Genomic DNA, 26797 nt, shown 5'->3' with positions numbered 1-26797 from the left:
GGAGAACTATAAACCCATGCGCGTGTTAGTGACCGGCGGTGCCGGATTCATAGGTTCGGCGGTGGTGCGCCACCTGGTTTCTGACAAAGGCTACGACGTTCTCAATGTTGACAAGCTCACCTATGCCGGGAGCCTGACGTCGCTAAGGCCGGTGGAGAACAACCCACTCTATCGCTTTATGAAGGCGGATATCTGCGACGGACGGGCAATGGCGGAGGCTTTCGAGAGCTTCAGACCGACGCGCGTTATGCATCTGGCTGCTGAAAGCCACGTCGACCGGTCCATCACAGGCGCGCGTGATTTCGTCGAGACCAATGTCCTCGGCACCCTCACAATGCTGGAGAGCGCACGAGCGTACTGGCAGCGCCTCGACGGTGCGGAGAAGGCGGCCTTTCGCTTTCTTCATGTGTCAACGGACGAAGTCTACGGATCGCTCGGGGAGGACGGGCTTTTTGAGGAGGCGACCCCCTACGATCCTAGCTCGCCCTACTCGGCCTCGAAGGCTGCTTCCGATCACCTCGCCAAGGCGTGGGAGCGCACCTACGGCCTTCCCGTCGTTGTTTCCAACTGTTCGAATAACTACGGCCCCTACCATTTCCCTGAGAAACTGATCCCGCTCATGATCATCAGTGCGCTCGAAGGGAAGTCGCTTCCAGTTTACGGAAATGGTGCAAACGTTCGCGACTGGTTGTTCGTTGAGGATCACGCCCGTGCTTTGGATCTCATTGCCGAACGCGGCCGCCCCGGTCAGACATACAACGTCGGCGGCCGCAACGAACGTCGCAATATCGAGGTTGTAAAGCGGATCTGCTCGCTGATGGACGAATTCCGGCCAGCCGGCAAACCGCACGAGAGGCTCATTACCTACGTCCAGGATCGTCCTGGACACGATGCTCGTTATGCAATCGACGCCACCAAACTGGAGACCGAACTCGGGTGGAAGGCCCTCGAGAATTTCGACACGGGCATAGAAAAGACCGTAAGATGGTACCTTGAAAACGAGTGGTGGTGGGCGCCGTTACGCGATAATTACGATGGCACTCGACTTGGTCTGGTCGCGGCACAATAACATCGGCAGGCGGGCGCCTTTAGTTTCTCTTTGGTCAGGATTGTCTGATGTCTTCGAAAGTGCTGCTCATCAAGCCGAAACGTTTCGGGGATGATCGCGGATGGTTCACAGAAGTTTATAATAAGAAGAAATTTGCCGAGTACGGAATAGTCGAAGATTTTGTGCAGGACAATCATTCGTTGTCCGTTCCCGTCGACACATTAAGGGGGCTGCATTTCCAGACTCCTCCGTTCGCGCAAGCCAAGCTGGTGCGCTGCATAAAAGGAAGGATATTCGACGTTGCCGTCGATGTTCGCCGCGGGTCGCCGACTTATGGACGATGGGTAGGCGCCAAACTATCGGCTGAAAACGGCCATCAGCTCTTCATTCCAGTCGGTTTCGCACACGGCTTCCTGACGCTGGAGCCTGCGACCGAAGTCACCTACAAGGTGACGAATTTCTATTCGCGCGAGAATGATGGGGGTATCCGCTGGAATGATCCGCAGGTGGATATTGAATGGCCCTTGCCTGCCGGCGACACGCCCCTGCTGAGTGAGAAGGATGAGGTCCAGCCGCTTCTCGCCGATTTTGAAAGTCCGTTCGCATACGACGGAATACCCCTCACTCTTGTCGAAATCTGAAGGAAAGGCCGGCATGCGCATTCTGATTACCGGCGTTACCGGACAAGTTGGTCACGCGTTGTGCCGGTACGACTGGCCTGAGGACGCAGAAATTGTCGCTGCGTCGAGACACGATCTCGACCTAGCCGAAACCGAGTCGATCGCGTCTTATATTTCTGCTGGCCGGTTTGATGCGGTAATCAATCCCGCGGCGTACACAGCAGTCGACAGAGCGGAAACCGATCTTGTGGCCGCTTGGAGAGTAAACGCCCTGGCACCCGCGGCGATGGCAGCGGCGACGTGGAAGGTCGGAATTCCACTGATCTGCGTTTCAACAGATTATGTCTTCGACGGGACAAAGGCGGGGGCCTACAACGAGGACGCGCCGATCAGCCCTTCTGGTGTCTATGGCGCATCGAAAGCCGCCGGCGAGCTGGCAGTTCGTACAGGTAATCCGCGGCACGTAATTTTGCGGACATCTTGGGTGTTTTCTGCCCATGGCGCGAATTTCGTGAAGACGATGCTGCGGTTGGCAGAGGAAAGACCCCGCCTAAGGGTCGTGGACGATCAGCGCGGGTGCCCTACGTCTGCGCGCGACATCGCCGCAGTTCTTGCAAAGATCACTCTGAGACTTATTGCCGACCCGCAGGCACCGACCGGCACCTACCACTTTTCCAATGCAGAACCCACCACCTGGTGTGACTTTGCCAAGGAGATATTTCGCCAGACAGAGCCTTTCGGCTACCCCGTGCCGGACGTAGAGGCGATCGCGACCACGGAATATCCGACGCCTGCGCGACGGCCGGCGAATTCAGTTCTGGAGACGACGAAGATAGAGCGCGACTTTGCGGTGGTGCCTCGACCTTGGCGTGAAGCACTCGCCGAAGTGCTATCGGACCTCGCTCACGGCGTGACAGAGGAATCAGAGGTAACTCGATGAAGGGCATTATTCTCGCCGGTGGTTCTGGCACGCGGCTCCACCCCGCAACGCTGGCAGTCAACAAGCAGCTCATTCCGGTTTACGACAAGCCCATGATCTACTATCCACTGTCCGTTCTGATGCTCGCGCAAATACGGGATATCTTGATCATCTCCTCGCCCGAGTACATTGACAGCTACAGGCGATTGTTCCGCGACGGCGCAGATTGGGGCCTGAACATTTCGTATGCTGTACAGCCGAGCCCGGACGGACTAGCGCAGGCTTTCACAATCGGAGCCGAATTTATCGACGGCCACAAGGTAGCACTGGTTCTTGGAGACAATATCTTCTTTGGGGCCGGCATGCAGGAGCTGCTCGTCAGTGCACGGGATCGGAAGGACGGCGCAACAGTCTTCGCCTATGAGGTGGACGACCCGGAACGTTACGGTGTCGTCGAACTGGACGCCCAAGGGCGCGCCTTGTCTCTCGAAGAGAAGCCGAAGCAACCGAAGTCACGCATGGCGGTGACGGGCCTCTATTTCTACGACGAGAATGTCGTCGAGTACGCCCGCAATCTGCAGCCCTCTGCAAGAGGGGAATACGAGATCACTGACCTGAATCGCATTTATATGGAAGCTGGCTCCCTTTACGTCGAGCGCATGTCGCGTGGCTACGCCTGGCTGGACACCGGTACACACGATAGCCTGCTAGAAGCCTCGGAGTTTGTTCGCACGATCCAGCACCGTCAGGGCACCAGCGTCGCATGTATCGAGGAAATCGCCTATCTCAACGGCTGGATCTCGCGCGATCGACTGATCGAACACGGAGAAATGTACGCCAAGACGGCGTATGGGAAGAACTTGCTGAAACTGGCGGAAGTGCGAACAGCGGCAATTGAAGGCGTCGAGAAAGTCGTGGAGGGGTAGTCCTCCCCGTCTTAACAGGGAGGACTACCATTTCATTTGCCACTTCTTGGCTTTTCACTGCGCTTGCGGTAGGCATGCGAATCTCACGTATTGAAATCTGAGGTGGAGTGCATCTTGCGGATAGCGATCATTGGTACCGGCTATGTCGGTCTGGTTTCTGGAGTTTGCCTGTCGGAGTTCGGGCACGACGTGGCCTGCATCGACAAGGTGGAGTCGAAGATCGACCGACTGAACAAAGGTGAGGTTCCGATCTACGAGCCCGGTCTGGAGGAGATGATCGCCCGCAACGTGGCTGCCGGGCGGTTGCACTTCACGACGGAACTTGCCGGCCCCGTCTCGAATGCGGACGTGGTGTTCATCGCGGTCGGGACGCCGTCGCGCAAGAGCGACGGCCATGCGGACCTGAGCTACGTCTACTCCGCGACGCGCGAAGTGGCTGAAGCGCTGCGCGGCTTCACCGTTCTCGTCACCAAGTCGACCGTTCCGGTCGGCACTGGTGATCACCTCGAGCGGATCATCGGCGAGGTCAATCCGGATGCCGACGTTGCCGTCGTTTCCAATCCGGAATTCCTGCGGGAAGGGGCGGCGATCGCCGACTTCATGGCCCCGGACCGGGTGGTCGTCGGATCGAATGATGATCGCGCGAAAGCGGTCATGGCCGAGGTTTACGGCCCGCTCGATTCCGAGAGGCACCCGGTGGTCTTCACCTCGCGCCGCACCGCCGAACTCACCAAGTATGCGGCGAATGCCTTCCTTGCGCTGAAGCTCGCCTACATCAATGAGATCGCCGATCTTTGCGAGGAGGTCGGGGCGAACGTCCAGGACGTTTCGCTGGGCATGGGCCTCGACAGCCGTATCGGCCGGAAGTTCCTGAATGCCGGCCCGGGTTATGGCGGTTCCTGCTTCCCGAAGGACACGCTGGCGCTCGTGAAAACCGCCCAGGACCACAACAAGCCGATCCGCCTTATCGAGACGATCGTCGGCATCAACGAAACCCGCAAGCGCGCCATGGCCCGCAAGGTGGAAAGGGCGGTCGGCGGCGATGTTCGCGGCAAGACGATCGGCATTCTCGGGCTGACCTTCAAGCCCGATACTGACGATGTGCGGGAATCCCCGGCGCTTTCGATCGTCCAGGCGCTGCTCGACAAGGGGGCGCTGCTGCAGGCCTACGATCCGGAAGGCATGGAGGCGGCACGCGAACTGATGCCGGAGATCGGCTACCGCGACGATGCCGAAGGCGTGGCACGCGGAGCCGATGCGCTGGTGATCATTACGGAATGGGAGGAATTCCGTGTCCTCGACTTCCCCAAGCTGAAGGATCTGATGAACGCGCCGGTTCTGGTCGACCTGCGCAACATCTATTCGCCGGCGCATGTCGCCGACCACGGCTTCATCTACGAAAGCGTCGGGCGACCAGTTGAGTACCGACTGCGCACAATTCAGCCACCCGCACGAGACCAGCGTGTTGCGGACGTAGAGCTTGAGCTTCAGTAGCGGGGGTAACCAGCTTAAATGACTCGCCGCTCAAGTTTCCTAACTGGAACAATTGGAGTTGCGAAGAAGAGATGTGACATGGCAGGTTCTGATAAACGCAGGATCGCGGTAACCTCGACAGGGATTCTCAAGTCACCCCTAATTGAGACCTTTCTGGGCGCTACCGTATGCCGAGCGCCCCTCTTTCTGAGGCCACGGAACATCGACGCAGTCGCTGGGTGGGGCACCAAGGAAAGTGGGCGACGAGCCTCCGAGGTCGCGCGCAAATTGGGTGTGCCGGTTCTCTATCTCGAAGATGGGTTTCTCCGATCCATCCGGCCGGGAAAGACGTCGCCCGGGTTTTCGCTCGTGATCGACTATGAAGGGATCTATTACGACAGCACTCGCCCGTCTACTCTGGAGAGCCTACTCAACTCCGATAGCCAATTGCTGGTGGGCATAGAAGGATCTGTCGCACGCGCAAAGCACCTGATACTTACGCATCAGTTGAGTAAATACAATCATGCGCCTCGACTGGCCACGAGGGATCTCCGGGAACACGACAGCCAACGCGTGCTGGTCGTCGACCAGACAGCCGGCGACAATAGTGTCGAAACGGGTGGAGCAAATGCCCATACTTTTCAAAGAATGCTGGCTGCAGCGCTTACCGAGAATCCCCAGGCAACAATCTACGTGAAGACCCATCCGGAGGTCAGCGCCAAGACGAAACGTGGCTATTTGACCGACATCGTAGAGGACGAGCGAACAGTAGTTCTCCGCCATCCGATCAACCCGATGAGCCTGGTAGCCAAAATGGATCGCGTCTACACTGTAACATCGACGATGGGTTTCGAGGCTCTCCTGGCAGGTCGCCAGGTGTCGTGCTTTGGCATTCCCTGGTACGCGGGTTGGGGGGTAACCGACGACCGGCAATCTTGTAATCGCCGCCACCGCAGTCGCTCGATCGACGAGTTGTTCGCGGCTGCATATTTTCACTACACGACGTACATAGACCCCCGCGATCAGAAACGTGGCGACATCTTCGACGTCATCAGTTGGCTTGTGGAGCATTCCACGACCTCCGACACTCACGAATAGTCCCCTTCGAAATACACCTCAGAACGTCAACCGGACACCACCGTCGATTTGACTCCCACCCGACCTCAGTATACCTTCACCTCAAATTGGCTTGACCACCTGACGACCTGATTGGAAAGTCGACGCGATGGTGTCATCGATGTTCACGGTCATGGAGACGCGGCGGCTCTACCGCCAGGTCGCGGACCAGATGCGCAGCCTGATCGAGCGCGGCGAGCTGCCGGCCGGTTCGCGCCTGCCGGCCGAGCGCGAGCTCGCGCAGCGCCTCGGTGTCTCGCGTCCGACGGTTCGCGAAGCGCTGATCGTGCTGGAAGTCGAGGGCCTGATCGACATCCGCATGGGTTCCGGCGTCTATGTCGCCGCGCGCAAGGCGCCGGCGGCAGGCGCGCCGCCGGAAGATTTCGAAGGACCCTTCGAGTTGTTGCGGGCACGCGCCGTGGTGGAATGCGCCGTCGTCGAGGAGGCCGCCCGTCTCGCCCGGCCCGAGCACGTCGCCCATCTCGACCGGAACCTCGAAGAGATGGCGGCGGCGGTCGACGACCGGCATCTGGCGCTGGCACTCGACCGGGAATTCCACGTCATTGTGTCGAGCATCATCGCCAATGCGACGCTCAACCGCTTCGTCGGCAGCATGCACGACATGCGCATGACGCCCTATTTCGAGAAACTGGCGAGCTATTTTGAGAACCGCCGGACCTGGCAGGCCGCGACGGAGGAGCATCGCGCGATCCGCAATGCGATCGCCGCGAACGATCCGGCCGCCGCCCGCAAGGCGATGTGCGACCATCTGCAACAATCTGAACTCCGGCTCTCGGAGAGCTTCGGGGAAGACCATTCGTCCGAGACAGCCGCGACGGCGGCGGGAGGACAGGCCGGAGGACTTTGACGACACGTTTCAGCGACTTCAACTTGGGAGGAGAAAAAGATGAAGTTCAGACTGACAATGCTACTCGGCGCGACTGCTGCAATTCTCGCCTCGGCGATTACTGCCCAGGCGGAGACGGTGCTCAAATGGGCGCATGTCTATGAAACATCCGAACCCTTCCACACTGAATCGGTGTGGGCGGCGGAAGAAATCGCCAAGCGCACGGACGGGCGCTACAAGATCGACGTGTTCCCGGCTTCGCAGCTCGGCAAGGAAGCCGACATCAACCAGGGCCTGAAGCTCGGCACCGTTGACATCATCATTTCCGGATCGAGCTTCGCCGCGCGTGAACATCCGCCGATCGGCGTCACCTACTATCCTTATACCTTCCGCGATCCGGCACATCTGATCGCCTATACCAAGAGCGACATCTTCAAGAAGCTCGCCGCCGGCTACGAGCAGGCCTCCGGCGGCAACCACATCACCGCCGTCACCTATTACGGCACCCGCCACACCACCTCCAACCGGCCGATCGCCACGTGCGCCGACATGGCGGGTCTGAAGATCCGCGTTCCGGACGTCCCGGCCTACCTCGCCATGCCGCGCGCGTGCGGCGCCAACACGACGCCGATCGCGTTTGCCGAAGTCTACCTCGCACTCCAGAACGGCACCGTAGAGGCGCAGGAAAACCCGCTCACCACGATCGAGGCGAAGAAGTTCTACGAAGTCCAGAAGAACATCAGCCTCACCGGCCACATCGTCGATCACCTCAACACGGTGGTCTCCGGCATGCTGTGGGCGAAACTCTCCGACGAGGACAAGAAGATCTTCACCGAGGTGATGCAGGAGGCGGCCGAGCGCAGCACGAAGATCATCGAGGAGCGCGAGAAGGCGCTGGTCGACAAGTTCAAGGAGCGGGGCATCACGGTGACCGAGGTCGACAGGTCGGACTTCGAGAAGGCGGTCATGGAGAAGGTGAGCTTTGAGGAGTTCGGCTACGACAAGGCCGACTGGGAAGCCATCCGCGCCGTCAAGTAAGGCGGCACACGCCCATCGCGCCCGGTGCCACGTCGCCGGGCGCTCCCCTTCCCCGAGATTGGCGGAGTTTCCGATGAAGGAACAACAGCACGCTCAGGTCAGCGTCGAAGAGATGGCGCACGCCTTCGAGGAGGACACGGGCCCGGCGGACCTCTCTGCCTATGCGGTGGAGGACTGGGTCAACATGGCCGTCTTCTGGTTGATGGCCGCCTGCGTCTTCCTGCCGTTCTTCACCCGCTATGCGCTGAACAACAGTCTCGCCTGGACCGAGGAAATCGCCGCGAACTGTCTCGTGGTGATCGTGTTCCTCGGCTCGGTCATGTGCGTGCGCATGGCGCGGCACATCCAGGTGGACCTTCTCTACCGCTTCCTGCCACCGAAGATCGGGCGTCTGCTGCAGCTCCTGGTCGATTTCATCGTCATCGGCTTCTTCGCCTACACGACCTGGCTGATGTGGCGGTATATCGCGATCGTCGGCAATGAACGCATGGTGACGGTCAACCTGCCGCGCGGCTACGTCTTCTACACCGTGTTTGCCGCCTTCGCGCTGATGCTGGCGCGCGCCGTGCAGAACTTCGTCAGGGACATGATCAACGAAAAGACCGTTCGCGAGCAGGCGAACGAATCCGGCATTCAAGGGGTGTGACCAGTGCTGCTGCTCATCGGATCCTTCCTCGCCCTCCTAATCGTCGGCACGCCCGTCGCCGTCTCGCTCGGCGTCTCGTCGCTCCTCTATCTTCTGATCTACGGCGTCGCCCCGGACATCATCGCGGCCCAGCGGATGATCGCCGGCGTCGAGAGCTTCCCGCTGATCGCCGTTCCCTTCTTCATCCTCGTCGGCAACCTCATGAACATCGCCGGGGTCACCGGCCGCATCTACCATTTCGCGCTCTCCCTCGTCGGCTGGATGAAGGGCGGCCTCGCACAGGTCAACATCATCGGCTCGGTCGTCTTTTCGGGGATGTCCGGAACGGCGCTCGCGGATGCCGCCGGCATCGGCACGATCGAAATCAAGGCGATGAAGGACCACGGCTATCCCGTGGAAGCCGCCGTCGGGGTGACGGCCGCCTCCGCGACCCTTGGCCCGATCTTCCCGCCCTCGCTCCCCTTCGTCATCTACGGCATGATGGCCAACGTCTCGATCGGCGCGCTGTTCATGGCCGGCATCCTGCCGGGCATCGTGATGGCGGGCCTGATGATGCTGACGGTCTTCATCTTCGCGCATCGCAAGGGCTGGGGCTCGGACACGCCGTTCGAACTGAGGCAGCTCGGGGCGGCCTCGCTCGAGGTCGCCATCGTCTTCTGCTTCCCGGCCGCAGTCTACCTGCTCATTCTTGCCGGCCTGTCGATCAACATCGCCGTCTTCATCGCGCTTGCCGCGCTCATCGCGCTCGACTGGTATTTCGATTTCCATGCGGTCATGGCCCTGATGACGCCGGTGCTGCTGATCGGCGGCATGACCATGGGCTGGTTCACCCCGACCGAGGCCGCAGTCGCCGCGGTCATCTGGTCGCTCTTCCTCGGGCTTGTGCGCTATCGCACCATGACCCTGCGCACGCTGGCGAAGGCGAGCTTCGACACGATCGAGACCACCGCCTCGGTGCTCTTCATCGTCACGACGGCGTCGATTTTCGCCTGGTTGTTGACCGTCAGCCAGGCGGCACAGCTCTTCTCCGACTTCATGTTCTCGCTGACGGACAACTGGTGGACCTTCCTGATCATCGTCAACGTCCTGCTGCTGATCGTCGGTGCGTTCCTCGACACCATCGCGGCGATCAGTATCCTGGTGCCGATCCTGATGCCGATTGCGGCTCGCTACGGCATTGATCCGGTCCATATGGGCCTGATCTTCACGCTGAACCTGATGATTGGTCTCCTGACGCCACCAGTCGGCATGGTGCTCTTCGTGCTCTCACGGATATCGAAGCTGTCGGTGGAGCGCACCTCGATGGCGATCCTGCCGTGGACGATCCCGCTGTTCATCGCCCTGTTGCTGATCACCTTCATCCCGGCGATCACGCTCTGGCTGCCGACCGAACTCGGCCTGCTGCGGTAGAGGTGCGAGGATGCAGACGCGCTTCGCTCGCCTCTACGGCCGCCGTGATCTCAGGGTCGAGGATGCGCCGGTTGTGCCGCCCGGGCCCGGCGAGGTCCTCCTGAAGATGGCGGCGGGCGGCATCTGCGGCTCGGACCTCCACTACTATCAGGATGGCGGCTTCGGCCCCGTCAGGGTGCACGAGCCGATCATTCCCGGCCATGAGGCCTCCGGCCATGTCGCGGCCCTCGGCGCTGGGGTCACCGGCCTTTCGGTCGGCGATCTCGTGGCGGTCAATCCGAGCCGGCCCTGCGGCACCTGCCGCTTCTGCCGGGAGGGGCTTCCGATCCACTGCCTCGACATGCAGTTCATGGGCAGCGCCATGCGCCTTCCGCATGCGCAGGGCATGTTCCGCGACTGGCTCACGGTGCCGGCGTTCCAGTGCCTGCCGGCGGGCACCCTCGTCGGCGCGGACGAGGTAGCCTGCGCCGAGCCACTCGCCGTCTGCCTCCATGCGGCAGCCCGCGCCGGCGGCCTCGCGGACAAGCGCGTGCTGGTGACGGGCGCCGGTCCGATCGGCGCGCTCGCCGTCGCTGCCGCGCGCTATGCGGGGGCCGCCGAGATCATCGCGACCGACCTTGCCGATGCCGCGCTCGACCGCGCGATTGCCATGGGAGCGACACAGGCGATCAACGTCGGGAAAAAACTCGACGGACTGGCGGCCTACGAAAGGGACAAGGGGTATTTCGACGTCGCCTTCGAATGCTCTGCCGCCGAGACCGCGCTCCGCAATGCCATTGCAACGGTTCGGCCGCGCGGGACAATCGTCCAGGTCGGCGTGACCGGCGACATCACCCTCCCCCTGAATGCGCTCGTCGGAAAGGAACTCCAGCTCGTCGGGACGCAACGCTTCGATCGCGAGTTTGCGCTGGCCGTCGACCTCATCGCCGCCCGACGGATCGATGTTCGGCCGATCATCTCGCATAGCTTCCCCCTCGAAGAGGCAGTCGCTGCCTTCGAACAGGCCGGCGACCGCACGAGGGCCTGCAAGGTCCAGGTCACCTTCTTGCCCTGAAGCAGTCCCGATCACGGCTGGATTTTGCGGTCACGGCGAAATTCAGGCCGCAGTTTTGCTGCCAACGCATGCCTCCCGTGCAAAATCTGATCTCCTGTTTTTTCGGCAAACGCCTAAATAGAAGGCGTCAGATCGAAGGACAAATGCTATGAAAATCGGCAACGCAATCACCGAATACTTCCGCCTCCGCAAGGCCTATCGCGAACTCTCCCGTCTCGACGACGCGTCCCTGAAGGACATCGGCGTCTCGCGGTCGCAGATCCGCCAGGCCGTTTTCGGCCGCTGAGGCAAAGAGGCCCGGCGACGGGCCGACCAAAGAAGCCGGCAGGATGATCCTTTCCCGGCAGACGACGAAAACCCGGCCATGGCCTTCAAAAGCCCGCGGCCGGGAAATTTTTTGAAAGTCCCGCGGGAATCGGCAGAGCGACCTTCCTCGCCTCCTTGCCGCTCCGCATCGGGAACAGCCTCCCCGCCGCACGGCTCCTGCGGCATTCGGCCTCACCGCTTCCCATACTTCCCTTCCCCTTGCGTCAGCAGATATGGCCACCCGCCAAGCCCGAGGTCATCGGCAACTGTGGACAAGTGCGGACCGGGCCAAAGACTCTCCCGCAACCCCCTCTTGCTTTGTCAGAACTCAAGTCGTAGCGTCGGCGCACGTGCAAGTATTAGCTGTTTCTCCCCAAAGGAAGCCAGCTTATTCAAGCATTTAGGAACATGAAAACCTTGAGGAAAACGGCTCCTCAGGGCGGATCAACTGACAAGACAATAGGGGATACAACAATGAACGCTTCAATCAGGCGTACCCTCAAGGCAGTTCTGCTTTCCAGCACGCTGCTTGCCATGACCGCCAGCCTCGCTTCCGCCGAGACGGTCATCCGACGCGGCAATGGCGGCGAACCTCAGACGCTCGACCAGGCGCATATTTCCATCGACATCGAAGGCTTTGTCGTCCGCGATATGTTCGAAGGCCTGACGATCTACAATCCGAAGGGCGAAGTCATTCCGGGCGTCGCCGAGAGCTGGACGATTTCGGATGACGGCACCGTCTACACCTTCAAGCTCCGCGAGGATGCCAAGTGGTCGAACGGCGATCCGGTGACCGCCGACGATTTCGTCTTCGCCTGGCGCCGCATGGAAGATCCGAAGGAAGCGGCCGAATACGCCAATATTCTCTATCCGGTGAAGAACGCCGAGGCCATCAACACCGGCAAGGCTGCCGTCGACACGCTGGGCGTGAAGGCCGTCGATGCCAAGACGCTGGAAGTGACCCTGGAGCGCCCGACGCCCTACTTCCTGCAGCTCGCCTCGCACTACGCGGCTCTGCCGGTCAACGCCGCCGTTGTTCAGAAGTTCGGCGCGGAATGGACGAAGGCCGGCAACATGGTCTGCAACGGCGCCTACTGCCTGACGGAGAACGTTCCGAACGACCACATCACCGCCGTCAAGAACGACAAGTATTGGGATGCGGCCAACGTCAAGATCGACAAGGTGATCTACAACCCCTCCGAAGACCAGTCCGCCACCGAGCGCATGTTCGAGGCAGGCGAGCTCGACGTCGTCTACAACTTCCAGACGGACCAGAAGGCCTTCCTCGAAGAGAAGCTCGGCAAGGACCAGGTTCTCGCCGGCACCGACCTCGGCACCTATTATTACGTCTTCGACACCCGTCACGAGCCCTTCAGCGACGTGAAGGTAAGACAGGCGCTGTCGATGGCCGTCGATCGCGACTTCCTTGCCGAGAAGATCTTCTCCGGCGCCCAGCTCCCGGGCTATTCCTTCGTTCCGCCGGGCATGGAAGGCTATACCCCGGCCGCGCCCGAGTGGGCTTCGCTCGATCAGCTCGACCGCGAAGACAAGGCAAAGGAATTGCTGAAGGAGGCCGGTTACGGCGAGGGCGGCAAGCCGCTCAAGATCGACATCCGCTACAACACCAATGAAAACCACAAGAAGGTGGCGACCGCCGTCGCCGACATGTGGAAGGCCGTCGGTGCGGAAGTCACGCTCCAGAACCTCGACGTGAAATCGCACTATGCCTACCTGCAGGAAGGCGGCGCATTCGATGTGGCGCGCGCCGGCTGGTCGGCCGACTACGCCGATCCGGAGAACTTCCTCAATCTTCTCGTCTCCTCCAACACGAGCTTCAACTACGGCCACTGGGCCAATGCGAAGTATGACGAGCTGATGAAGTCCTCCTACGCGGAACGCGATCCGGCCAAGCGTATGCAGATCCTCCATGACGCCGAGCAGATCGCCATGGACGAACAGGGCAATGCCCCGTTGATGGTCCACGCTTCGACCTGGCTCGTTTCCCGCAAGGTCAAGGGCTTCGAGATGAACGCCGTCAACGAGCACCTGACCAAGTTCCTCTCCATCGAATAAAGCACATGCAGGACAGGCGGAATCCGGGACGACCGGCTTCCGCCTCTTCGCGTTTTCGCGCGTAGGCCGGAGGAACCCTCCGGCTTGTCCTGCTGTTTCCGGATTTCAGGAGAGAGCAATGCTGTCATTCATCCTGCGACGACTGTTGTCGTCGATACCCACGATCTTTATCGTGATCACCCTTTCCTTCTTCATGATGCGGCTGGCGCCCGGCGGCCCGTTCAACCTGGAGCGGCCGCTCGAGCCGCAGGTCCTCGCCAATCTGAACAAGGCCTTCCTGCTGGATCAGCCCTTGCCGGTGCAGTACCTCCATTACCTCGGCAACCTTCTCCACGGAGACCTCGGACCGAGCTTCGTCTACCGCGATTTCACGGTCGGAGAGCTGATCGCCAAGAGCCTGCCATACTCGCTGATCCTCGGCTCCTGGGCACTCGCCGTCGGTGTCACGGGCGGCATCATCCTCGGAAGCTTTGCCGCAATCCGGCAGAATTCGGCGTTCGATCATCTCGTCATGAGCTTTGCCAATATCGGCATTACCGTGCCGAGCTTCGTCGTCGCGCCCATTCTTTCGCTGGTCTTCGCCGTCATCCTGCGCATGACGCCGGCAGGCGGCTGGGGAGACGGCGGATTCAACAATCTGGTCCTGCCGGTCATCGCGCTCGCCTTGCCGCAGGTCGGGATCTTCGCGCGTCTGACCCGCGGGTCGATGATCGAGATGCTGCGGGCCGACCACATCCGCACGGTGCGCGCCTATGGTCTTCCCCAGCGCAGCATCATCGTCGTGCATGCACTGCGCGGCGCGCTGATGCCGGTCATCTCCTATTTCGGCCCCACCGCCGCAGCCGTCCTGACTGGTTCCGTCGTGGTCGAGACGGTGTTCTCGCTGCCGGGCGTCGGACGCTATTTCGTCCTCGGCGCTCTCAACCGCGACTACACGCTGGTCATGGGAACGGTCGTCCTCATCTCCGTCTTCATCGTGGTCTTCAACCTGATCGTCGACATCCTCTACGCGCTGCTAGATCCGAGGGTCCGCTATGAGTGAACCACAAATCCAAACCGGACCCGGCGCAGTCCCCCTCGAGACGGACGCCCGGGAGGGCCTCAGCCTCTGGACGCTGGCCCGCATCCGCTTCCGCCGGAACACGGCTGCCATGCTCTCGCTCGGCTATCTGCTGCTGATCGTCGTCTTCAGCTTCGGCGGGCCGATCTTCTGGCCGCATCGCTACGACGCGGTTTTCACGAGCTATGTCGCCGTGCCGCCCTCGCTCTCGCCGTACCCGCACGAGGCAACGCTGCAAGAGGTCATGACGAAAGCCGTCGAGCGCGCCCGCGTCAGCCTGAACGCCTTCGACGTCTCGGGCTCCGCCTACACCGCCACGATCTCGTCCGACAAGCCGATCGACGAGCGCGTCCTGCGCTATCTCGATCGCCCGGACGAATTCGACGGTGCCGCTCTCCAGGAGACGCAGAACGACGGCAAGACGCTCGTCGTCACCGGCCGGGTCAACGGGCAGTATTTCCCTTTCGGGACCGACCGCAACGGCCGCGACCTCCTGCCCCGCGTGATGCTGGGCGGTCAGGTCTCGATCGTCGTCGGCCTGCTTGCGACCTTCGTGTCGCTGATCATCGGCGTCACCTACGGCGCGACCTCGGGCTTCATCGGCGGACGCATCGACAACGTCATGATGCGGTTCGTCGAGATCCTCTACTCGTTGCCGTTCATGTTCTTCGTGATCATGCTGGTGGTGTTCTTCGGTCGCCACTTCGTGCTGATCTTCGCAGCGATCGGCGCCATCGAGTGGCTGGACATGGCCCGCATCGTTCGGGGGCAGACCTTGTCGCTCAAGCGGCGCGAGTTCGTCGAGGCCGCCCGCGCCATGGGGCTATCCAACTGGCAGATCATCCGCCGTCACGTCATCCCGAACACGATCGGCCCCGTGGTCGTCTTCGTCACGGTGCTCGTGCCCAAGGTGATCCTGCTCGAGAGCTTCCTCTCCTTCCTCGGGCTCGGGGTGCAGGAGCCGATGACCTCGTGGGGCACGCTGATCGCCGAAGGCACCGCCAGCATGCAATCCGCATCATGGTTGCTGATCTTCCCCGCGATCTTCTTCGTAAGCACGCTGTTCGCGCTCAATTTCGTCGGCGACGGCCTGCGCGACGCGCTTGATCCCAAGGACCGCTGACGATGACAAAGACAGATATGCTGCTTCAAATACGCGACATGCGGGTCTGGTTCGACACGCCGCTCGGCAAGGTCGAGGCGGTCAAGGGCATCAGTCTCGACGTCAAGCGTGGCGAGACGCTGGCGATCGTCGGCGAGTCCGGTTCCGGCAAGAGCCAGACCATGATGGCGATGATGGGTTTGCTCGCCGCCAACGGCTCTGCGTCCGGTTCGGCGAAGCTCGACGGTGCCGAAATCCTCGGACTGCCGCTGAAAGGGCTGAACCACATCCGCGGCGAGCGCGTGACCATGATCTTCCAGGAGCCGATGACCTCGCTCGATCCGCTCTACAAGATCGGCTACCAGCTCGCCGAGCCGATGATCCACCACAAGGGTCTCTCGGCGAAGGAGGCACGGGCGAAGGCGATCGAGCTGCTGAAGCTCGTCAAGATTCCCGATCCGGAACGCCGGATCGATTCCTACCCGTACGAGCTTTCCGGCGGCCAGCGCCAGCGCGTGATGATCGCCATGGCGCTCGCCAACGATCCGGAGCTCCTGATCGCCGACGAGCCGACCACCGCGCTCGACGTCACCATCCAGGCGCAGATCCTCGACCTGATGCGAGAGCTGAAGGAGCGGATCGGTCTCTCGATCATCTTCATCTCGCACGATCTCAACGTCGTGCGGCGCTTCGCCGACCGCGTCGCGGTGATGAAGCTCGGCGAGGTGGTCGAACAGGGGGCCGTCGAGGCGATCTTCTCGAACCCGCAGCATGACTATACGAAGATGCTGCTCGCCGCCGAGCCGACCGGCCACAAGGACCCGGTTCCCGCCGATTCTCCGAGGCTGCTCGAAGGCCGGAACGTCGCCGTGACGTTCACCGCCGGCGGCGGGTTCCTCGGGCGAAGAAAACTGGAAGTGAAGGCCGTTCGCGACGTCAGTATCACGCTCCGCAAGGGGCAGACGATAGGGATCGTCGGCGAGTCCGGGTCGGGCAAGTCCACCCTCGGGCGCGCCCTGCTCCGCCTCTTCGACAGCGACGGCAGGGTCATCTTCGACGGTCAGGACATCTCGAAGGCAAGCCCGCAGCAGATGCGTGCGCTGCGCCGCCAGATGCAGCTCGTCTTCCAGGATCCGTTCGGCTCGCTCTCGCCGCGCATGACCGCCGGCCAGATCGTGACCGAGGGCCTGCTGGTCCACGAGCCGCAGATCAGCCGTGCCGAGCGCGACAGGATCGCCATTCAGGCGTTCAAGGACGTCGGCCTCGATCCTGCCTCGCGCAACCGCTATCCGCACGAGTTTTCAGGCGGCCAGCGCCAGCGCATCGCCATCGCGCGCGCCATGGTGCTGAAACCGAAAGTGCTGGTGCTCGACGAGCCGACGTCTGCGCTCGACCGGTCGGTGCAGAAGCAGATCATCGAACTGCTGCGCGATCTGCAGCAGAAGCACGGCCTCTCCTATCTCTTCATCAGCCACGATCTCGCGGTCGTGCGGGCACTCTCCGACTATATCGTCGTGATGAAGAACGGCGTGATCGTCGAGGAAGGCGAAACTGCAGCCATCTTCGACGCGCCCCGGCAGGCCTATACGAAGGAGCTCATGGCGGCAGCCTTCTGAGACGTGCATGGGCTATGGCTGACGCCGGCGGCAAAACGCCGGCGTTGGCAGATCGATGACAATAGAGGGCCTGCGGACCTCCACGGAGGAGCCTTCGTCAGGCCTTGTCAATCCGGACTGCAATCGCACGGGTCGGAAATTCCGTCTGAAGGCGCACTGACGGTCTCCAGGAGTTCGATCGTCATCGCCTGAGCGTGTCTCGGAACGTCGGAGAAGCGGTCGCGATAGAGAAGGTTCGTCATCACCGCCTCCGCGAACTGCGGGTCCATACGCCGTGCGACAGACAAGGCTTTGCGGCATTCTTCTTTGAACGGTGACAAGGCATTGACGGCGTATTCCACACCCAGGACCGTCGTCACGCAGGCCATGTCGAACATGTCGCGCGGCTGCATCGACGCGCCCCGATAGCAGATCTTCTTGGCGATGATTTCCGCGGGCGTCTCAAGCTGGATATTGCGGCCGCGGACCTTCGCTGCCCGTGTCGGGCTGGCAGTCAAGCCGGCGGCGCAGATGAAGTCGACCTCGCCCATTTTCTCGAAGACCACCTTTAATGCCCTCGTTCCATCGAACTGCTAGCCATCCGGTGTAAGGGAGAGAGTGTACCCTTGGGTCCAAGGATTCAGAAAGGGCAGGACTTGAGGATCATCGATAAAGATGTCGACATCGAAGCTCTCGCGGTGATCGATCTGCAGCATCAGTGCTGTGTCACCCCCGAAACTCCAATTGTCAATCAAGGTGAACTTGGAGTTCGCAAGATCTATGATGTGCGCGGCCTGATCAAACAGGTCGCCCCACTTGCTGTTCACATGTTTCGACAACTAGGCCGCCCGCGCCAGCGGCAGCGTGTAACCGGCCAGCACGGAAAACTTCCGCGCCAATTCGGTGGCGATCTTCGGATCGACGCACATCTCGTCCAGGAACGAGTGCTGAAGGTCTTCATCCACTTCCGAAAAGAAGCAGAACGCCGAGGGGTCATAAAGAACGGCGCTGACGGGATCAGAAATCTTCGACGCGAGCTGCTCAGCCGAAAGCGCCGTCCCATAAGGGGCGTTGACTGTGGACAGAACTTTTACTGCAACAACCGACATGTCTCCGGACCGCATAGCGCTTTCGACCATTTATATAGCGCCACAAAACTCGGGAAACAAGAATTCCGCTTCCATGTGCCTTTGGGCGGCTAGCGGAGACCTTCCGATCTACCGCCAATACCGGCCGATGCTGCGTAACCCTCATTCACACCGACGCCCTTCCCATCTGCCGCAAGTCGAGCTATGTTCTCAATTCGTTCTCTGCGTGCCTCTCGCAGGCGCAGAGAGCGATGACGAGGAAATGCGGCGGCAAGGTCAACCCACGGAATCACAGACGCACCGGGCACGTCCCGGCGCGCGCGTGGTGTTGCTCCCTCCGCCTGTCCGGCGACGTGCGGCTGCACGCCCCGGCGCATGAGGGGACAGAGTTTTCGATGAGCCTTGCCTATCTGGAGAAACTGAACGACCGGCAGCGCGCCGCGGTCGAGCACGGTGTCGGTGCGGCCGGATTGCCCGGACCGCTGCTGATCATCGCCGGCGCCGGCTCTGGCAAGACCAACACACTCGCCCATCGCGTCGCCCACCTGATCATGAACGGCGCGGATCCGCGCCGCATCCTCCTGATGACCTTCTCCCGCCGCGCCGCATCGGAAATGGGCCGCCGTGTCGAACGCATCTGCCGCCAGGTGCTGGGCGACAAGGCCGCCGTCATGACCGATGCGCTCGCCTGGGCCGGCACCTTCCACGGCATCGGCGCCCGTCTTCTCCGCATCCACGCCGACCAGATCGGCCTTGCGGAGGATTTCACCATCCATGACCGCGAGGACAGCGCCGATCTCATCAATCTCGTGCGCCATGAGCTCGGCTTCTCGAAGACCGAGAGCCGGTTTCCCACCAAGGGCACCTGTCTCTCTATCTATTCCCGGGTGGTGAATTCGGAAACCTCGATCGCCGAGGTGCTGAAGGCGCATTACCCCTGGGTCGCCGGCTGGGAGGAGGAGCTGAAGCAGCTCTTTGCCGCCTATGTGGAGGCCAAACAGGTACAGAACGTGCTCGACTACGACGACCTCCTGCTCTACTGGGCGCAGATGGCGAGCGAACCGGACCTCGCGGGCGAAATTGCCGGCCGCTTCGACCATGTGCTCGTCGACGAATACCAGGATACCAACCGGCTGCAGGCGGCGATCCTGGTGGCGCTGAAGCCCGGCGGACACGGGCTGACGGTCGTCGGCGACGACGCGCAATCGATCTATTCCTTCCGCGCCGCGACGGTGCGCAACATCCTCGATTTCCCGGCGGCCTTCTCGCCGCCGGCCCATGTCGTCACGCTCGACCGCAACTACCGTTCGACGCAGCCGATCCTCGCCGCAGCGAACGCGGTCATCGGCGAGGCACGCGAGCGCTTCACCAAAAACCTCTGGAGCGACCGGGAGTCCGAGGAGCGGCCGGCGCTGGTGACCGTCCGGGACGAGGCCGATCAGGCCCGCTACATCGTCGGGCAGGTGCTCGAAAACCGCGAGCGCGGCATCGGCCTGAAGCAGCAGGCCGTACTCTTCCGCTCGTCGAACCACAGCAGTTCGCTCGAAGTCGAGCTCACCCGCTCGAACATTCCCTTCGTCAAGTTCGGCGGGCTCAAATTCCTCGACAGCGCCCATGTGAAGGACATGCTGGCGGTGCTGCGCTTCGCCCAGAACCCGCGCGACCGGGTCGCCGGCTTCCGCCTGCTGCAGCTCCTGCCGGGGATCGGCCCGCAGACCGCCGGCCGCATCCTCGACACGATCGCCGCCGATCCCGAACCGCTGGTGGCGCTCGCCGAAATCCCCGCGCCCCCGAAATCGGGCGCGGACTGGCCGGGCTTCCTCGACCTGCTTCTCGGCCTGCGCAAGGCGGGGCCCGGCTGGCCGAACGAAATCAGCGCGGCGCGCACCTGGTACGAACCGCATCTCGACCGCATCCACGAGGATGCCGAAACCCGCAAGGCCGACCTGCTGCAGCTCGAACAGATCGCGGCCGGCTATGCCAACCGCGAGCGCTTCCTCACCGAGCTCACCCTCGATCCGCCGGACGCCACCAGCGACCAGGCAGGCGTACCGCTCCTCGACGAGGACTATCTGATCCTCTCGACCATCCACTCGGCCAAGGGGCAGGAATGGCGCTCGGTCTTCATGCTGAACGTCATCGACGGCTGCATTCCCTCCGATCTCGGCGTCGGCACGACCGCGGAGATCGAGGAAGAACGCCGGCTCCTCTATGTCGGGATGACGCGCGCGCGCGACAGCCTGACGCTCGTCACACCGCAACGCTTCTTCACCTACGGCCAGAATGCGCAGGGCGACCGCCACGTCTATGCCTCGCGCACCCGCTTCATCCCGGCAGCGATGCTCGGCCTCTTCGAGGCGAAGAGTTGGCCGATCGTTCCGACCACGGCCGGCGAACGCAGCACGCGACCGATCCGCGTCGACGTCGGCGCGCGCATGCGGGCGATGTGGAAGTAGGGGGCCGGCGGGCTCAGGATGAGTGCAGTACGGCAATCCATATCGCTGTATACATTCTGGAGCATGCGAGACGGAATTTCGCTTCCATCTTGACGAATTGTATACATTATGTCTTCCTTGTCTGCAGAGGAGGACATGACCATGAACAGACCGAGCTTTCCGCTGAACGCCTGGTATGCGGCCGCCTATGATGTGGAACTGAAGCGAGCGCTTCTGCCGCGCACCATCTGCAACAAGCCGATCGTCCTGTATCGCAAGGAAAACGGCGCCCCGGCCGCGCTCGCAGACGCCTGCTGGCACCGCCTCGTGCCGCTCTCGCTCGGGCGTCTCGACGGCGACAATGTCATCTGCGGCTATCATGGCCTCGAATTCGACGATACCGGCCGGTGTGTATACATGCCGTCGCAGCAGACCATCAATCCGTCGGCCTGCGTAAAATCCTATCCCGTCGCCGAGCGTCACCGTTTCATCTGGATCTGGCCGGGCGACCCCTCGCTCGCCGATCCGGCGCTGATCCCCGACCTGCACTGGAACGATGATCCAGCCTGGGCCGCCGACGGCAAGCTGATCGAGCTCAAATGCGACTACCGGCTGGTGGTCGACAATCTCATGGATCTCACCCACGAGACCTTCGTCCACGGTTCCTCGATCGGCAACCGCGCCGTCGCCGAGGCGCCGTTCGAGGCGAGCCATTCGGATCGTTTCGCCTACATCACCCGCTGGATGGAGAGCATCGACCCGCCGCCCTTCTGGAAGAAGCAATACGGCAAGGCGGGCAAGGTCGACCGCTGGCAGATCATCCGCTTCGAGGCCCCCTGCACCATCGCGATCGACGTCGGCGTCGCAGCGGCCGGGACCGGTGCCCGTGAAGGCGATCGCTCGCAAGGCGTCAACGGCTACGTGCTCAACACGATCACGCCGTCGACCGACAAGACCTGCCTCTACTTCTGGGCCTTCGCCCGCAATTACGACCTTCACAACCAGGCCCGCACCCACGAGCTGCGGGAGGGGGTCGCGGGCGTCTTCCGCGAGGACGAGGTGGTGCTGGAGGCCCAGCAGATCGCCATCGACGCCAATCCGGACCACCAGTTCTACAATCTCAACATCGACGCCGGCTCCATGTGGGCGCGCAGGCTGATCGACCGGATGATCGATGCCGAGACCGGTCCGGCGACGATGGCGGCGGAGTGACCGCGATGACGAAGGAACGTGCGGCCAGCCCGCGTCAGCAGTCGGTGAAGGCCCTGCTGGGCCTGCGCGATCTCGTCTTGAAGGGCGAGATCGAGCCCGGCGAGCGACTGTCGGAGGTGGCCCTTTCCGAGCGGCTGGACGTGTCGCGTACGCCGCTTCGAAGCGCCCTGCAGAAGCTCGAACAGGAGGGTCTGGTCACGCTCATTCCCTCCGGCGGCTACGCGGTGCGCAGCTTCAGCCGGCAGGACATCGTCGACGCGATCGAATTGCGCGGCGTTCTCGAAGGGACGGTGGCGCGGCTCGCCGCCGAGCGCGGCGCGGTACCGGCACGACTGAAGGCGATCCGCGATGTGGTGGAGCAGCTCGACGCGGTGCTTGGAGGAGGGCCGGAGGCGCTGGATATCAGTCGATATGAAAGCCTGAACGGTCGCTTTCATGCGCTCCTTTCCGAGCTGGCCGGCAGCGAGGTCATGCGCCGCGAGCTCGACCGGATCACCAGCCTGCCCTTTGCGAGCCCGAACGCCTTCGTCAACACCGATGTCGACGTGCCGGCTTTCTACCGCTCGCTCGTCGTCGCGCAGGCACAGCATAGGGCGATCGTCACCGCAATCGAGCTTCGCGAAGGCGCTCGCGCCGAGGCACTGGCGCGCGAGCATGCGCGCATCGCGCGGCAGAACCTCGACTTCGTGCTCGAGGAAAACCCGGACCTGCGTCGCAAGGTTCTGGCGCTGGCGCTGATGTCGGGCTGAGTGCCACGGCGGACAGTTTTTGAAATACGGGAGGAGAAATCAATGCGCTCGAGAGAAGAATGGCGCAAGGCGCGGGTCATCGCTGTCGAAACGCCCGCCGAGGACGTGAGGGCCGTCACCTTCGCCGTCGAAGGGCCGCTGCCGCCTTTCGACCCCGGCTCGCACACCAATATCAGGGTGGTGATTGCCGGCAGCCCGGCGATCCGCACCTATACGGTCGTTCCGAGCGCGCCCGGCACGCTGAAGATCGCCGTTAAGCGGCACCCGAACAGCCGCGGCGGCTCGGCCTGGGTCTGGACGCTCGAACCCGGCGACGAGACAGAGGTGACGGTACCGGAGAACCGCTTCGAGCTCTCCTGGCGGGCACCACACTATCTGCTGGTCGCCGGCGGCATCGGCATCACACCCATCTACGGCATGGCGAAGGCGCTCGCCGCGCGCGGCCAGCCGCTCCGCCTCGTTTACGCCGCAAGGGCGCGCAGCCAGATGGCCTTTGCCGACGAGCTCGAAGACCTGCTCGGTGACCGGATGGAGTGCTTCGTCGACGAGGAAGGCTGCACGCTGGACCTTACCGCCGAATTCGCCCGCCTGCCGCAGGACGGCGAGGCCTATGTCTGCGGACCGCTCGGCATGCTCCACGCGGCCCGCGCGGCCTGGCAGAAGAGCGGCCGCTCGATGAGCCGGCTGCGTTTCGAGGTCTTCGGAGACAGCGGTCGCTTTGCCGAACGGCCCTTCCGTGTGGAGGTTGCGGGTCTCGGACGGACTGTCGAGGTCCGGGCCGACCAGAGCATGCTCGACGCGCTGACGGAAGCCGGCGTGCCGATGATCTACGACTGCCGGCGCGGCGAATGCGGGCTCTGCGCCGTCGATGTCGTCGCCGCGGAAAACGAGATCGACCACCGCGACGTCTTCTTCTCGGAGGCGGAGCGGCGCGAGAACGACCGCATGTGCGCCTGCGTCTCCCGCACCCTCGGCGGTCACCTCGTCATCGACACCGGCTACCGGCGAGAGGATGCAGCGTGAGGAGCAACACGCGTACGGCTACTCTGCAATCAAGCGAAGCCGTGCAGTGATTGTCCTCTCAGTTCAGTTCGCTTTTGCGGCTTCCGTCCCTCCGAGTCTCTCCAGATGCTCGACGCAGATCGCCTCGATCTCGGAGATCAGCCGGTGGGCGAGTTCGAGGAGCCAGACGAGCGCTTCCTCGCTGATGTCGTAGTGCTTCGAGTAGCGGGATTTGACGTAGGCCTCGTTCAGGATGTTGAACCAGGCGACATATTGATGCTGGTCTGTGGGCCAGACACCGGCCAATCGCTGGTCACGCCCCTCTGCGAGGCTGCGCAGGTGCTTGAGGTTGTGGGATGCCGGACTGTAGCTCGTCAGGACAAGCAGGAGCGCGGAGTAGGCCTGCTCGATTGACTGATGAAGCAGAAAGGCCGCTTCCTTGAGATCACCTTCCTCGGTACAGAACCGGGCGGTCTTCAGAAAGACCTTTGCATGTGGCAGCCGTTCTTCGAAATAGCCGTTCGCGATGCGCAGCGCCTCTGCCGCTGTTCGTTGCTTCGGTTCGGCAAGAGGCTCATCGTCCAGTTCATAGAGCACAATGCCATCCCGGCGGATGTCGACGAAGAAATACTGCCCTTCGTAGAGGGCCGTGTTCACCTCGCGCCGCGAGTGGACGATCAGGCTGACCGGTGTCTGGACCTCCGGCAGATGCATTAGCCGATCCTGCGCCTTGTGCCAGTAGGTGGCGAAATCCGTGAGCTTCTTGTTGTTGACGATGATCAGCAGATCATAGTCAGATTTGTATCCCTTCTTGGTGTACGGCTCGTCGACCCATGTCCCCCGGGCATAAGATCCGAAGAGGATGATCTTCAGGATGCGGCCACGCTTTTTGAAATCGGCCGTTCCTTCCTTCAAGGCGTCCTCGAACTCTTCGTGCAGCACCTCGACGATGCGCGCGAGCTCACGCTGCTTTCGATGCGGGAGATGATCGAGGCTGGTCTTCATGGGATGCGGAGCGGTCCTTGAGGTCATTCAGAATGAATAGCGCCGAATTCATAGAGTGCCTATAGCGCGACAGATTTCAACACAGTGTTGCAACAAAATTCCCGGACAACCGCCGACTCCGCTCGAAGACGAGGTGCTCCGAACTCATGCGCGGTCGAGCTCCGTGGGCTCAATCCACCGGGTGCCGACACGGGGTTCCCTCCCACATTACGACAGGCGTTGCACGACTGGACCACGTGTCGCCTATCCGACCTCGGAGCACCGCGCCGCAGAACTGCCAATCTGGCTCCACCGCTACAAATGGCATGGGCCACACGACCCGGCAAACTAAGGTCCCAAACGCCAATCAGCCGCCTCGGTCTTACGTGGACAGTCTTTCGAAGCTCCAAAAGCCGGCGCTGAACGTAGGACACCGTCAGTTGTCCCGGAGCTAATGTCGCGCGGCCATCTTCCCGAGTGGTAAGTTCACGCAGTATGCAAGCAATACTTACCGATCGGGATGAATAATGTTGCATGCCACAAAATCTTCCTGTACGGTAAAGCAATTGTGAGAGGTTCTATGATCCGATCTGCAGAAGATTTCGGCAAACTCGTCAAGCTGGCGCGCAAGGGTCTAGGCTGGACGCAAAGAGAACTGGCTGCTCGCTCCGGAACGGGTGAGCGGTTCATCGTCGATCTGGAAGGTGGGAAACCGAGCTGCCAGCTCGACAGGGCCTTGCTCGTCGCGAGGACGGTCGGTCTGGAACTGGGAGATTTAAGAGAAGCACGATCTATCGCTCCGCAGACAGGAACCGACGATGACCTCGCGTTTTTGCCGTCCTTCGGGAGCGACACATGACGACGGTTTTCTACGAGAACATCCCCATTGCTCAACTGAATTTCCGAGACGAATGGCAAATGAGTTACGAACCGAGCTGGGAGGCCCGTCCCAACGCGTTCCCGATCTCGCTGACGATGCCATTGCGATCCGGTGGCTTCGGAGCCGCTACCCTGTTGCCCTGGCTCACCAATCTTCTGCCGGAAACGCACCTGACCGAGATCGGGCTGCGGCTGAAGGTTTCACCACAAGACATTGTCGGTCTGCTGGAGGCCATCGGTCGCGATACGGCCGGAGCGCTTTCCATCGGCAAGCCACGGAAACCCGGCATTCATCTCATGTCGATTCCGGATGACCGTTCTTTGGAGCGGATTATCGGGGACCTCCCGGAGAGGCCATTCCTGGTCGGCGAACACGGGGTTTCGATGTCACTCGCCGGCGTTCAGGAGAAGCTTCCCGTTTTTGTCGCAGGTGATGGAACGATTTCCATTCCGGTCGAAGGAACTCCATCGACACATATCCTGAAGCCCGACACGAGGCGTCTGGCTGGAAGCGTCGAGAATGAAGCCTTCTGCCTTTCCTTGGCACGGGCGTGCGGGCTCGACGCTGCCGACGCCACGATCGGTCATGCGGGAACGAGGCGCTACCTCCTGGTGAAGCGATACGACCGCTTCCTGGACTCTCAAAGGGAACTTCGCCGCCTTCATCAGGAGGACCTGTGCCAACTAACCGGGCACTTCCCCTATCAGAAATATGAGAGGACAACGGCTGGACGCGGTGTCGGTCTCAAGCAGATGTTCGACACGGTCCGGGACCTGATTTCACCCGGCGAGCGCCTCAGGTTGTTGGACGCCGTGATCTTCAACGTCCTCATCTGCAACTCCGACTCACACGCCAAGAACTATTCGATCCTGATTGGCGCGCGAGGGACGGCACGACTGGCCCCCCTCTATGATCTCATGTGCGCTGCAGTGTACGACAAGGTTGACCAGAATCTTCCCCAATCGGTCGGTGGAAAAGCAATCGCTGCAGAACTTCATGGCCGACACTGGAAGGCCTTCGCCGAAGAGGTCGGGCTCAGCCCCGCGGCAACGGTCCGGCGAGTGGGAGAGATCGGGGATATGGTTGTCGACAAGTGCGACCAAATTGCTGCAGACTCGCTCGCTCGCGCAGGTGATCCGTCACGCGTTCTCGAACGCATCAGGCACGCGATCAAGAGACGGTGCCGTCGCATCCTGCACCAATTGTGAGGATGA

General features: G+C 61.8%; 26 protein-coding genes. 22 read left to right on the top strand and 4 right to left on the bottom strand.

Annotation, left to right across the window (positions count from 1 at the left end; genetic code table 11):
• Positions 1–16 precede the first annotated feature (16 nt).
• The 16 genes from rfbB (at position 17) to EUU22_RS10460 (ending at position 17254) form a co-directional block, all read left to right on the top strand.
• On the top strand, positions 17–1069 hold the full coding sequence (gene rfbB, locus EUU22_RS10535) for a dTDP-glucose 4,6-dehydratase (protein ID WP_129332026.1): 1053 nt from the start codon (positions 17–19) through the stop codon (positions 1067–1069).
• Positions 1070–1116: 47 nt separating this feature from the next.
• A complete protein-coding gene (gene rfbC, locus EUU22_RS10530) occupies positions 1117–1689 on the top strand; it encodes a dTDP-4-dehydrorhamnose 3,5-epimerase (RefSeq protein ID WP_129331974.1) in 573 nt (190 codons plus the stop codon).
• 13 nt (positions 1690–1702) lie between these two features.
• A complete protein-coding gene (rfbD, locus tag EUU22_RS10525) occupies positions 1703–2608 on the top strand; it encodes a dTDP-4-dehydrorhamnose reductase (protein ID WP_129331973.1) in 906 nt (301 codons plus the stop codon).
• Positions 2605–3513, top strand: a complete 909-nt coding sequence (gene rfbA, locus EUU22_RS10520; protein WP_129331972.1) for a glucose-1-phosphate thymidylyltransferase RfbA — start codon at positions 2605–2607, stop codon at positions 3511–3513. The genes rfbD and rfbA overlap by 4 nt, the downstream gene beginning before the upstream one ends.
• Positions 3514–3627: 114 nt before the next feature.
• The gene (locus EUU22_RS10515) at positions 3628–5007 is read left to right on the top strand and encodes a UDP-glucose dehydrogenase family protein (protein ID WP_129331971.1); all 1380 of its coding nucleotides are present in this window, start codon (positions 3628–3630) and stop codon (positions 5005–5007) included.
• Between the two features lie 78 nt (positions 5008–5085).
• Positions 5086–6084, top strand: coding sequence for a capsular polysaccharide export protein, LipB/KpsS family (locus EUU22_RS10510; RefSeq protein WP_129331970.1), 999 nt, complete (start codon positions 5086–5088; stop codon positions 6082–6084).
• 139 nt (positions 6085–6223) lie between these two features.
• Positions 6224–6970 (top strand): FadR/GntR family transcriptional regulator, encoded by a 747-nt coding sequence (locus EUU22_RS10505; protein ID WP_129331969.1) that lies wholly within the window; start codon positions 6224–6226, stop codon positions 6968–6970.
• 39 nt (positions 6971–7009) lie between these two features.
• Complete coding sequence (locus tag EUU22_RS10500; RefSeq protein ID WP_129331968.1) at positions 7010–7987, top strand: sialic acid TRAP transporter substrate-binding protein SiaP; 978 nt, start codon at positions 7010–7012, stop codon at positions 7985–7987.
• Between the two features lie 73 nt (positions 7988–8060).
• Entirely contained in the window at positions 8061–8633 is a 573-nt protein-coding gene (locus EUU22_RS10495; protein ID WP_129331967.1) for a TRAP transporter small permease, read from the top strand.
• A gap of 3 nt (positions 8634–8636) precedes the next feature.
• Positions 8637–10043: a TRAP transporter large permease gene (locus tag EUU22_RS10490; protein WP_129331966.1), complete on the top strand. Its 1407-nt coding sequence runs from the start codon at positions 8637–8639 to the stop codon at positions 10041–10043.
• Positions 10044–10053: 10 nt separating this feature from the next.
• Positions 10054–11097, top strand: coding sequence for an L-idonate 5-dehydrogenase (locus tag EUU22_RS10485; protein WP_129331965.1), 1044 nt, complete (start codon positions 10054–10056; stop codon positions 11095–11097).
• A 148-nt stretch (positions 11098–11245) separates the two neighbouring features.
• Complete coding sequence (locus EUU22_RS10480) at positions 11246–11383, top strand: DUF1127 domain-containing protein (protein WP_112691827.1); 138 nt, start codon at positions 11246–11248, stop codon at positions 11381–11383.
• A gap of 494 nt (positions 11384–11877) precedes the next feature.
• The gene (locus EUU22_RS10475; protein WP_112691826.1) at positions 11878–13476 is read left to right on the top strand and encodes a peptide ABC transporter substrate-binding protein; all 1599 of its coding nucleotides are present in this window, start codon (positions 11878–11880) and stop codon (positions 13474–13476) included.
• A 118-nt stretch (positions 13477–13594) separates the two neighbouring features.
• Positions 13595–14518, top strand: a complete 924-nt coding sequence (gene oppB / locus EUU22_RS10470; RefSeq protein ID WP_112691825.1) for an oligopeptide ABC transporter permease OppB — start codon at positions 13595–13597, stop codon at positions 14516–14518.
• Positions 14511–15659 (top strand): ABC transporter permease, encoded by a 1149-nt coding sequence (locus EUU22_RS10465; RefSeq protein WP_129331964.1) that lies wholly within the window; start codon positions 14511–14513, stop codon positions 15657–15659. The genes oppB and EUU22_RS10465 overlap by 8 nt, the downstream gene beginning before the upstream one ends.
• Before the next feature lie 2 nt (positions 15660–15661).
• The gene (locus EUU22_RS10460; RefSeq protein WP_112691823.1) at positions 15662–17254 is read left to right on the top strand and encodes an ABC transporter ATP-binding protein; all 1593 of its coding nucleotides are present in this window, start codon (positions 15662–15664) and stop codon (positions 17252–17254) included.
• 107 nt (positions 17255–17361) lie between these two features.
• Here EUU22_RS10460 and EUU22_RS10455 read toward each other — a convergent pair whose 3' ends face one another.
• Genes EUU22_RS10455 through EUU22_RS10450 form a run of 3 tightly spaced genes read right to left on the bottom strand, consistent with a single transcriptional unit; the run spans position 17362 to position 18342 of the window.
• Positions 17362–17799: a hypothetical protein gene (locus EUU22_RS10455; RefSeq protein WP_439329137.1), complete on the bottom strand. Its 438-nt coding sequence runs from the start codon at positions 17797–17799 to the stop codon at positions 17362–17364.
• Between the two features lie 27 nt (positions 17800–17826).
• Positions 17827–18072, bottom strand: a complete 246-nt coding sequence (locus EUU22_RS26260) for a nucleotidyl transferase AbiEii/AbiGii toxin family protein (protein ID WP_439329136.1) — start codon at positions 18070–18072, stop codon at positions 17827–17829.
• Complete coding sequence (locus tag EUU22_RS10450) at positions 18073–18342, bottom strand: hypothetical protein (protein WP_165351139.1); 270 nt, start codon at positions 18340–18342, stop codon at positions 18073–18075. It lies immediately after the preceding gene.
• A gap of 374 nt (positions 18343–18716) precedes the next feature.
• Here EUU22_RS10450 and EUU22_RS10445 point away from each other — a divergent pair, with 374 nt between their 5' ends.
• The 4 genes from EUU22_RS10445 to EUU22_RS10430 all read left to right on the top strand — a co-directional run bounded on the left by EUU22_RS10445 (position 18717) and on the right by EUU22_RS10430 (position 23740).
• A complete protein-coding gene (locus tag EUU22_RS10445) occupies positions 18717–20777 on the top strand; it encodes an ATP-dependent helicase (protein ID WP_129331962.1) in 2061 nt (686 codons plus the stop codon).
• A 141-nt stretch (positions 20778–20918) separates the two neighbouring features.
• Positions 20919–21968, top strand: coding sequence for an aromatic ring-hydroxylating dioxygenase subunit alpha (locus EUU22_RS10440; RefSeq protein ID WP_112690530.1), 1050 nt, complete (start codon positions 20919–20921; stop codon positions 21966–21968).
• A 5-nt stretch (positions 21969–21973) separates the two neighbouring features.
• Positions 21974–22717, top strand: coding sequence for a GntR family transcriptional regulator (locus EUU22_RS10435; RefSeq protein WP_112690467.1), 744 nt, complete (start codon positions 21974–21976; stop codon positions 22715–22717).
• 42 nt (positions 22718–22759) lie between these two features.
• Complete coding sequence (locus tag EUU22_RS10430) at positions 22760–23740, top strand: PDR/VanB family oxidoreductase (protein ID WP_129331961.1); 981 nt, start codon at positions 22760–22762, stop codon at positions 23738–23740.
• 63 nt (positions 23741–23803) lie between these two features.
• Here EUU22_RS10430 and EUU22_RS10425 read toward each other — a convergent pair whose 3' ends face one another.
• Positions 23804–24724, bottom strand: coding sequence for a nucleotidyltransferase and HEPN domain-containing protein (locus tag EUU22_RS10425; protein WP_129331960.1), 921 nt, complete (start codon positions 24722–24724; stop codon positions 23804–23806).
• Positions 24725–25283: 559 nt separating this feature from the next.
• Between EUU22_RS10425 and EUU22_RS10420 the strand changes: the two genes are divergently transcribed.
• Together EUU22_RS10420 and EUU22_RS10415 are read left to right on the top strand one after the other, a co-directional pair.
• Entirely contained in the window at positions 25284–25562 is a 279-nt protein-coding gene (locus EUU22_RS10420; RefSeq protein WP_112690470.1) for a helix-turn-helix domain-containing protein, read from the top strand.
• A complete protein-coding gene (locus tag EUU22_RS10415; RefSeq protein WP_129331959.1) occupies positions 25559–26791 on the top strand; it encodes a type II toxin-antitoxin system HipA family toxin in 1233 nt (410 codons plus the stop codon). Before EUU22_RS10420 ends, EUU22_RS10415 begins: the two co-directional genes overlap by 4 nt.
• The last annotated feature ends 6 nt before the right edge of the window (positions 26792–26797 follow it).

Origin of the sequence: Ciceribacter ferrooxidans (genome assembly GCF_004137355.1) — a bacterium.
Lineage (GTDB): Bacteria > Pseudomonadota > Alphaproteobacteria > Rhizobiales > Rhizobiaceae > Allorhizobium > Allorhizobium ferrooxidans.
The sequence above is the reverse complement of the archived record's forward strand: the minus strand, read 5'-3'. Positions and strand labels throughout refer to the sequence as shown.